The sequence below is a fragment of the Photobacterium lutimaris genome, assembly GCF_003025555.1.
GTDB lineage: Bacteria > Pseudomonadota > Gammaproteobacteria > Enterobacterales > Vibrionaceae > Photobacterium > Photobacterium lutimaris.
Map to the genome: position 1 here is coordinate 209,993 of NZ_PYMH01000005.1, position 8,305 is coordinate 218,297.

The window sequence follows — 8,305 nt, forward strand, 5'->3', positions numbered from 1 at the left end:
TAAACTGGCTGTAATTATAACGGTGCCTAAGTGATCAATTACAAGCTGAAGTAGCTCTTTGCGTTGTAATAACAAATGTCGCTAATCATGCGCTTGAGTAATGCTTCATTATCGGGGAGTTCACCTAGCTCAACCCACTCGCCGATCAAGTTACATAAAATCCGGCGGAAGTACTCATGGCGAGGGTAGGAGAGGAAGCTCCTTGAGTCTGTGAGCATGCCGACAAATCGCCCGAGTACACCAAGGTTACCCAGTGTTTTTAATTGGTTAACAATGCCGTCTTTTTGATCGTTGAACCACCAGGCAGCACCCAGCTGCACTTTCCCCGGACCAAAGTCACTGTCTTGAAATGCGCCAGCCATCGTCCCGAGCACATAGTTATCTTTAGGGTTTAGGCAATAGAGGATGGTTTTGGGCATAGCACGATGATAATCCAACAAACTGAGCAGCTTTCCTAGGTTTTGTGCAATGCAGGTATCGTCTATCGCACTGAACCCAGTGGCGCCCCCAAGCTGTTCAAATCGACGTTGGTTGGTGTCTTGCAGTACACCGATATGGAGTTGCATCACCCAACCAAGATCGTAGTTTTTTTGCCCCAAATACTGGAAAAGCTTGGTTTTGAATTGATTGATTTCTTTGTCCGACAACGGCTGGCCGGCCAGGGCCTTGCTCAAGGCACGGTCGGCATCTTTGAGGGTTGATGAGTCGCTATAGGGAACGGTTTTAAGTCCAAGATCCGATAGGCGGCAGCCATGTTCATGGAAATAATCAAATCGCAGATCTAATGCTTGGTAAAGACTTTCAATCTTGTTGATTCTTAAGTCTGTCAGTGAGCTGAGCTTGGCCACCCAGTTGACAAACTTTTTGCTGTTGTCGATATTGAAAATATCATCGGCCCGAAAGGTAGGCAGTACCTTAACGGCGAAGTCGGTTTCCGCTAAGTGACGGTGGTAACGAAGATCACTCAGTGGATCATCGGTGGTACAGAGCGACTCGACATTCATCCGTTCTAGTAACTGCCTTGCCGAGAAGCCGTCACCGTCAATTTGCTCATTGCACTGCCGCCAAATCTTGTCGCAGTTTTCAGTGCAGATCAGGTCAGTGACGCCAAAGTAACGTTGTAGCTCCATATGAGCCCAATGATAAAAAGGGTTGCCAGCGAGGTATGGGACGGTTGCACACCACTTTTGAAATTTCTCATAGTCACTTGCAGCACCAGTAATGTAGTGCTCATCGATACCATTTCCTCTCATTGCCCTCCAAACATAATGATCGTGAGAAAGCCAAGCATCGGCAATGGAGCGATAGTGGTTATCTTGATAGATATCCTGCGCGCTTAGGTGATTGTGATAGTCAATAATGGGAAGATCTTTGGCATAGCTGTGGTATAGGTGTTGCGCTGTTGGGGTATGCAGCAAAAAGTGCTGATCAAGAAAAGGCTTCTTCATAACATGCTCTTCAATGAACGATTTAGCCGAGTTGGCATGGAACGCTGTTGAAAATAAAATGCCGCCTCAGTTGAATGAGGCGGCATTGATAAGGGATGTTTTGGGATTAACTTTGTGAGGCTAGCTCCCCGGTTGACTCCGGCTTCCTTTGGGCGCTTTTCTTAAGCAAGTAGCCCGTAAGCAAAATGATACCTGAGCAACCTAGGAACAATGCTCGTCCCCATAATGGGTTAGGCAGTAGAACCATGGCGAGTAGACCAACCCCCATCATCATGGTGATGCTACCTAGTTTCTCACGTTGCATTTTGTCGAATTCATCTTGTGAGCCGTCGGCAACGCACTCAGTTTCGATGTTCTCGAAGAAGGTGTCGACTTGTTCTTTCTCTTCTTTGCTGAAAGTCTCTTCTTTATAGAACAATGTCGTTGCCCAGAAGAAGCTTGCAGTCAGGAACAGGTGCGCCGCAATAGTAATCATGGTACGTAGCTCACCAATTTCACGACCGGTAAATTCAACACCGATTAGCTGGCCAAGCGCTTGAGGGGTAAAGACCTTGATACATAGGAAAGAAACAAACATACCGAATAACACGGTTGCCCATGCTGCCCACTTAGGCGTTTTCTTGATGAACATGCCCATAAACAGCGGAACAAGAATTGGCGATTGAGCCAGTGTTGCCACTGTCATCATCAAGTCAAACAGGCTAAGTTCTTTCAGGCTGCTAAATAGCTGGGCCATCAAGATAACAACAATACCGTTAATAACACAGACGACTTGGCCTACACGGAGCTGCGTTTTGTCACTGCCAGGTTTGTTCGGCGTTGTTGAACAAATCGATTGAACCTTATGAAGTATCGGTGATCTGATCCCATAAGCACTTATTTGGGAATAACACCATGAGCAAACCGCATCGGAAAATCACGAACTGGAAGCAGTACAATCAAGCGCTGGTAAATCGTGGTTCACTTACCTTTTGGCTTGATGCTAAAAGGCGTTTTCGGTGTGTCACTCAGAGCCTTAGAAGGCTTTATTAACTCGCTATTTGACTTGATGGATGTGCCGCTGAAATCACCAGATTACAGCAGTATCAGCAAGCGAGAGAAGACAGTTCCAGTGAAGTACCGTAACCCAAGCCGTGGCCCGGTAAACCATGTTGTTGATGCTACAGGCCTTAAAGTGTTTGGTGAAGGTGAGTGGAAAACACGCAAACATGGCAAAGAGAAGCGCCGGACTTGGCGTAAGCTGCATTTAGCTGTCGATGCTGACACCCATGAGGTTATTGCCGCTGAAGTTAGCCTGGTTAATGTTGGCGATAATGAAGTTCTGCCAACGTTACTTAACCCATTGCGAAGGCGGTTACTGCAAGTGTTAGCCGATGGAGCGTATGACACCAAGGAATGCCATAAACTACTTCGTAAGAAGCGTGCAAAACCCACCATCCCGCCTCGAGCTGATGCTGGTTATTGGGAAGAAGGACACCCACGTAATGACGCAGTTTTTGCACTAAAAAACGATACTTTAAATCAGTGGAAAAAGGACAACGGTTATCATCAGCGTTCTTTGTCAGAAACAGCAATGTATCGTTATAAGCAACTCATAAATCCAAAGCTGAGCTTACGTGATTATGATGCACAGGTAGGCGAAGTACTGGCCGGAGTGAAAGCGATGAACAAAGTCATAAGACTGGGTATGCCTGCGCATCAGCCCGCTGAATAACTGCGGGGAAGCCTTGGTATAAATGCGCCTTGAGCAATGATTTGATCAACAACGCCCCTCTAAGGCCTAAACGATTATCTATATCGTGGCCCACAATATGTTGGTTACTGGCGGTTAACCCTCAAAACTAGCCACCGGATAACTTGGCAATCAGCAATTTGCCCTATATGTTGCATAGAAGCCTGGAGAAAATTACACGATGATGGCCATATCCGATTTGGATAGCCTTCACCATTTGACAATTCCTAAGTGCTGTAGGGGGGGAGCGCTTATCTATCCGCCTTAACCGTTAGTGCTGGCTTTTTTATGTTAGTAAGATGAAAAGTAGTGATGAGGCAGTATTTGATCTTGATTTAATAAATTGGAAAACTGAATTAGTAGAGAACAGTTTAATATCGAGATTATCAGTAAGAATTAATTATTCTACTTGGTTATATAGCAGTTGTAACGATGAAACTAAAAATCAATATTGATATCATATTTTTAATAAGTCTTTATGTTGTGTTTTAAGAAATCACTTTAACTAGATTGTCTTATATAAATGGATTGCAATATATTCTAGTCTATATTAAAGAGTTAATAGTATATATGTCTGTTTTATTCGTGTTAGTGCTTTGCAGTTGGCTTTTATATCACTGTTTTCACTGTTTTCACTGTTTTCACTGTTTTCACTGTTTTCACTGTTTTCACTGTTTTTGATCTTGTCTTTATTTTTTGAATTTTAGAGCTTTAACTTTATTGTTGTTTTTCATATTTATTGTTGTTGAATGATTTTGTTTTCTTGTTTGTAATGCAGTTACTTGTCGATTTTATATTGACTTGGTTGTTTATAATCAAAGTTGTAAATATTATTATTGTTGTTGTGTGAAGTGTATTGATTAAAATAAAAAATACATACTACTCTTGTTGTTAATTATTTTTTTGAGTGGTACGGTAATTGACATTATTTTCATGGAATGAATGTGATGATTACCTTACATAATCTGGTAAAGACTTATGATACCAGTGGAGTACCCGTAACAGCTATTGATGACTTGAACCTTAAGGTTAATAAGGGGGAATTTGTTTGTATCTGGGGGAAGTCAGGAAGTGGTAAATCGACTTTACTAAATCTTCTCGGTTTAATCGATTCACCAACATCAGGGACGGTTACTATTGATGGTGTTAGTATTAATGAACTGACGAGCAACCAATGTAGTGAGTTTAGATGTGATAAATTAGGCTATATATTTCAAGGCTTTAACCTTATTCCTGTCTTAAACTCTGTTGAGAATGTCATGCTACCATTGCTGATTAAAGGGGAGCCTGAAAAAGCGGCAAGAAATAAAGCCCGTGAAATTCTTGTCGAAGTTGGGTTGGAGAATGAATTACAACGACTTCCTGATAATATCAGTGGTGGACAAAAGCAAAGAGTCGCAATTGCTCGTGCCTTAGTGAGTGATCCCAGTATTATTTTAGCCGATGAGCCAACGGCTAACCTTGATTCGACAACATCGCTGGCAATTATTGAGTTAATGAAGTCATTAAACCGAGATCATGGCGTAACGTTTATCTTATCTACGCATGATCAGGACTTGGTGCAGCACGCCTCTAGAAATATTTATTTGAGAGATGGGAAAGTGTATCCATCTCCTATCGAGAAAGTTAGTAATAAGTCAGATCTTTCTCTCATCGGTGCATAGCAAATAGGTAATGAAAACATGGCATTTAGTTTTATAACTAAAGTCAAAATGGCTTCACGTAATATTCTTAAGAACAAGCGTAGAAGTGTCGTGACTTTACTGAGCATTAGTATTGGATTTATAGCTTTAAGTTTATTTGAAGGATACTTTACATACATTTATCGGTCGCTAGAGCAAGAGGCAATTATAGGTGAAAGATTAGGTCACTTGACTATTGTCAAAACGGATTTTTACGAGAAAGGTTCGGTTGAACCCAAAAAGTACGTATTTGATAGTCAAGAACTAGAAACGATGACTGAACGCCTAGTCCAGGTTAATGGAATAAAGATGATCAGTCCCCGGTTACATATTAATGGCTTAATCAGTAATGGTGATGTATCCCATATATTTTTGAGTGAAGGGATTTTGGCTGATGACCTGTTACAGCTGAGAAAGGGGGACATTTATGAGGACGCGCCGGGTTATTTGGATCCAACGGATGACCGAGGGGCCGTGCTCAGTAGCGGATTGGCCAAAATGCTGGATGTCGATCCCGATAATTATGCCTCACAAGATCTTGTCATTGTCGCCGCCACCATCGATGGCATGATGAGTGCGAGTGATGTCAATATCGCAGACATGACCGATACAGGCAGTGTTGCGACCAACGATAAGTTCGTCCTTATTCCATTGGATCTAGCAAGAGAGCTCTATGATGTTGAGGGGGCGGACAGGGTCATTATTTTGATGGAGACGCCTGATCAGGCGGAGGCCGCAATGCCGAATATTCTTGCATTGCTAGAGCAGTCGGGGCTGGATGTCGAGATCAAGGATTGGAAAGAGCTGTCGATGTACTACTCTCAAGTCAAAGGCTTGTTCGACATGATGCATCTATTTATTAGCCTGGTTGTTGTGCTTGTTGTACTTTTTAGCGTACTCAATACTATGGGACAGGCGATTGTCGAGCGTACCCGTGAAATTGGCACTTTGCGTGCGATTGGCATGAAAGAAAGAACCCTGACGGGATTATTTGTCTACGAAGGGATGTTACTTGTCGCGATAGGGAGTGTTGTCGGCCTCATCGCGACCTATATTATCGGTGGCGCAATAAATTATGCTGATATTCGTTATCTAGCTCCAGATTCTTCGTCCGAAGTGAACTTGATTATTGATCTATTGATCGAGAACCTTATCTCGACGTCCATTGTGTTTATTGCCTTGGCGGCCTTTGCTTCCTATCTGCCTGCGAAAAAGGCAGCCAAGAAGCCGATAACGGAGGCACTTGGTCATGTATAAATACTTACTCTCCATAGTACTATCAGCGGTTGCAGTGATGTCTGCACAGGCAGAGCCACTGAGCCGCTTGACGAGCTATCAGGATCAATCAATCGTGACTGATATCAGGCCACTGGAGTCAATCTCTCTGGATGCCGATGATTTACTCAAGAGAAGTGACATGGCCAGAGGGGGAAACCTTGATGGCATTCGGTTCAATGCGGAGCTCACTTCATTCAAAGAAGGCGAGGAGGTCAACAGCTTTGGTATGCTTATCGAAGCGGCTGGTGACGATAATCTAGTTTCATTTACAGCGCCAGCCCGCTCTCGGGGGATCAGCATACTTGTCCGGTCAAGAAATATGTGGTTCTTGTCACCGACTACCAAGCGTCCCGTGCCGATATCACCTAGGCAAAGGTTGCTGGGGGAGGCGAATAACGGTGATATTGCCACAACCAACTACAGTCGAGACTACGATGCCGTTGTGATTGGCGAAGCTAAGGTCGAAGGTATTGATAGCTATGTTTTGTGGTTAACAGCAAAAGAAAAGAACGTCACATATCAACAGGTCAGGTATTATATTGCCAAGGATAGCCATCTTGCGCTTAAGTCTGATTTCTTTACCGCCTCTGATAAGATGATCAAATATGCATTGATGAGTTACGGTAATACGATTACCTTGCTGGATTCGCAATTAAAGTTTATCGATGAAATGAAGGTATACGATGCAATCCGTAAAGACAGTATGACTATTATGAAGTACTTCGATATTGAGGCAAGGACAATACCGGCTTCACGCTTCGATCGGCGGGCATTGATGCAAGGGTAGCCAAAATATGAATCGATACTTTATGGTCCTTGGCTTGTTGCTGAGTACCCAGACAGGGGCCATTGAATGGGAAAGTGCTGTTTCCTATCGGGTTAACGCCGAAGCGTACACAACGAGATATGATCTAAATAATCATTCTTACTTCAACCCTGGGAATGCAATTGGTGAACTACCAGACTATGAAAATACTCTCTTGCTCAGAGGTTATATATTCGGCGAGTTTGATGACTTTACCGTTTCATTAGCACCTAATATAAAGTACACCAAAAGCAAAGTTAACTCTGATTCTATTTCTGATGACGAGATCTATTTACAGGAATATAATGTTAGCTATCTCCTGGATAATTGGAAGCTCTCTATTTATCGTGAATTGGACTTTTGGGGACCATCATTGTTCACCTCACCATCCAACCCTTTCTACGCAACAACGGATCAATCCAATCCATTTGTTGAGGAGCCAGCGTTAGACTTTATTAGGCTGGATGGCTATCACGGTGACAGTTTCTCATCATCATTGATTTATTCTTATAACGAAGGGCGAACAGAAAATCTTATTCACCCCTTTGAGAAGACACTGAGTATTAAAGCTGACTATATATCATACAGCTACTATGCCGGAGCGATAATTTCAAGGCAGGATAAGACAAATCTATTTGGCATGTTCGGGCAGTGGACCGTCTCTGACTCTGTGATGCTTTATACAGATATCGGAGTGAAAGATAGAAGTACAGTCTATATACCGGTAAAAAGCAGCAATGCACTAGGTTATGATTTCGAGATATCAACGTCAAATAGGCAATTTTATACGGATGGCGTTGTCGGCCTGTCTTACTCTACGATGGGAGGGTCGACCTATAACCTTGAATACCGTTACAACCAAGAGGGTTATAATAAAAGTCAGCTGGATATCTATTATGATTTGGCACAAGCCGCAGGCGGAAACCTAGTTTCTGGTCATTTAGGTGCCTTATCTCAATATTTACTCTATATAGCCTCTGATCCAGGAATGCGGACAATAGGTAGGAATTACATTTATGCACAATACTTTAAACGCGATGTGATTCCTGATTTGAGTGTGAATTTTATTCTGGCTCACGATATCGATACACAAAGTAGTGAGTTGACTTCAGTTGTTAACTATTACTTGAATGATAATGTGGGTGTTTCGGGGAATCTTATATTGACTCATGGTGATGATAAACGTAGTGAGTTTACTCGTTATATAGAAAATGTATTGTATCTTGGCGTTAAGTACTACTTCTAATAAATCGGATTAAATATATTAAAGACTTCTTCTTACGTGGGGAGGTCTATTTAATTGCATCTAAAAACTGAATGACAGTTTTGAACTCGGTATATAATTTAACAGGACGTTTAA

General features: G+C 42.5%; 6 protein-coding genes and 1 pseudogene. 5 read left to right on the forward strand and 2 right to left on the reverse strand.

What is annotated here, in order from left to right:
- Positions 1–38: 38 nt before the first annotated feature.
- Positions 39–1,448, reverse strand: a complete 1,410-nt coding sequence (uxaC, locus tag C9I99_RS12890) for a glucuronate isomerase (protein ID WP_107349289.1) — start codon at positions 1,446–1,448, stop codon at positions 39–41.
- Between the two features lie 106 nt (positions 1,449–1,554).
- Positions 1,555–2,184 (reverse strand): hypothetical protein, encoded by a 630-nt coding sequence (locus C9I99_RS12895; protein ID WP_107349290.1) that lies wholly within the window; start codon positions 2,182–2,184, stop codon positions 1,555–1,557.
- A gap of 158 nt (positions 2,185–2,342) precedes the next feature.
- On the opposite strand from C9I99_RS12895, the pseudogene C9I99_RS12900 reads away from it, so the two are divergent.
- The 5 genes and pseudogenes from C9I99_RS12900 to C9I99_RS12920 all read left to right on the forward strand — a co-directional run bounded on the left by C9I99_RS12900 (position 2,343) and on the right by C9I99_RS12920 (position 8,191).
- Positions 2,343–3,162, forward strand: a pseudogene (locus tag C9I99_RS12900) (IS5 family transposase).
- Positions 3,163–4,127: 965 nt separating this feature from the next.
- Positions 4,128–4,844, forward strand: coding sequence for an ABC transporter ATP-binding protein (locus tag C9I99_RS12905; RefSeq protein WP_243734633.1), 717 nt, complete (start codon positions 4,128–4,130; stop codon positions 4,842–4,844).
- A gap of 207 nt (positions 4,845–5,051) precedes the next feature.
- Complete coding sequence (locus C9I99_RS12910; RefSeq protein ID WP_166645463.1) at positions 5,052–6,119, forward strand: ABC transporter permease; 1,068 nt, start codon at positions 5,052–5,054, stop codon at positions 6,117–6,119.
- Positions 6,112–6,927 carry an outer membrane lipoprotein-sorting protein gene (locus C9I99_RS12915; protein WP_107349293.1) on the forward strand — a complete coding sequence of 272 codons (816 nt, stop codon included), beginning with the start codon at positions 6,112–6,114 and terminating at the stop codon, positions 6,925–6,927. Before C9I99_RS12910 ends, C9I99_RS12915 begins: the two co-directional genes overlap by 8 nt.
- A gap of 7 nt (positions 6,928–6,934) precedes the next feature.
- Entirely contained in the window at positions 6,935–8,191 is a 1,257-nt protein-coding gene (locus tag C9I99_RS12920) for a hypothetical protein (protein WP_107349294.1), read from the forward strand.
- Positions 8,192–8,305: the final 114 nt, after the last annotated feature.

What these genes read in the sequence shown, in the direction of transcription:
- uxaC (WP_107349289.1), bottom strand. Translation starts at nt 1,448, where the DNA reads ATGAAGAAGCCTTTTCTTGATCAGCACTTTTTGCTGCATACCCCAACA.
- C9I99_RS12905 (WP_243734633.1), top strand. Translation starts at nt 4,128, where the DNA reads ATGATTACCTTACATAATCTGGTAAAGACTTATGATACCAGTGGAGTA.
- C9I99_RS12920 (WP_107349294.1), top strand. Translation starts at nt 6,935, where the DNA reads ATGAATCGATACTTTATGGTCCTTGGCTTGTTGCTGAGTACCCAGACA.
- C9I99_RS12915 (WP_107349293.1), top strand. Translation starts at nt 6,112, where the DNA reads ATGTATAAATACTTACTCTCCATAGTACTATCAGCGGTTGCAGTGATG.
- C9I99_RS12895 (WP_107349290.1), bottom strand. Translation starts at nt 2,184, where the DNA reads ATGGCCCAGCTATTTAGCAGCCTGAAAGAACTTAGCCTGTTTGACTTG.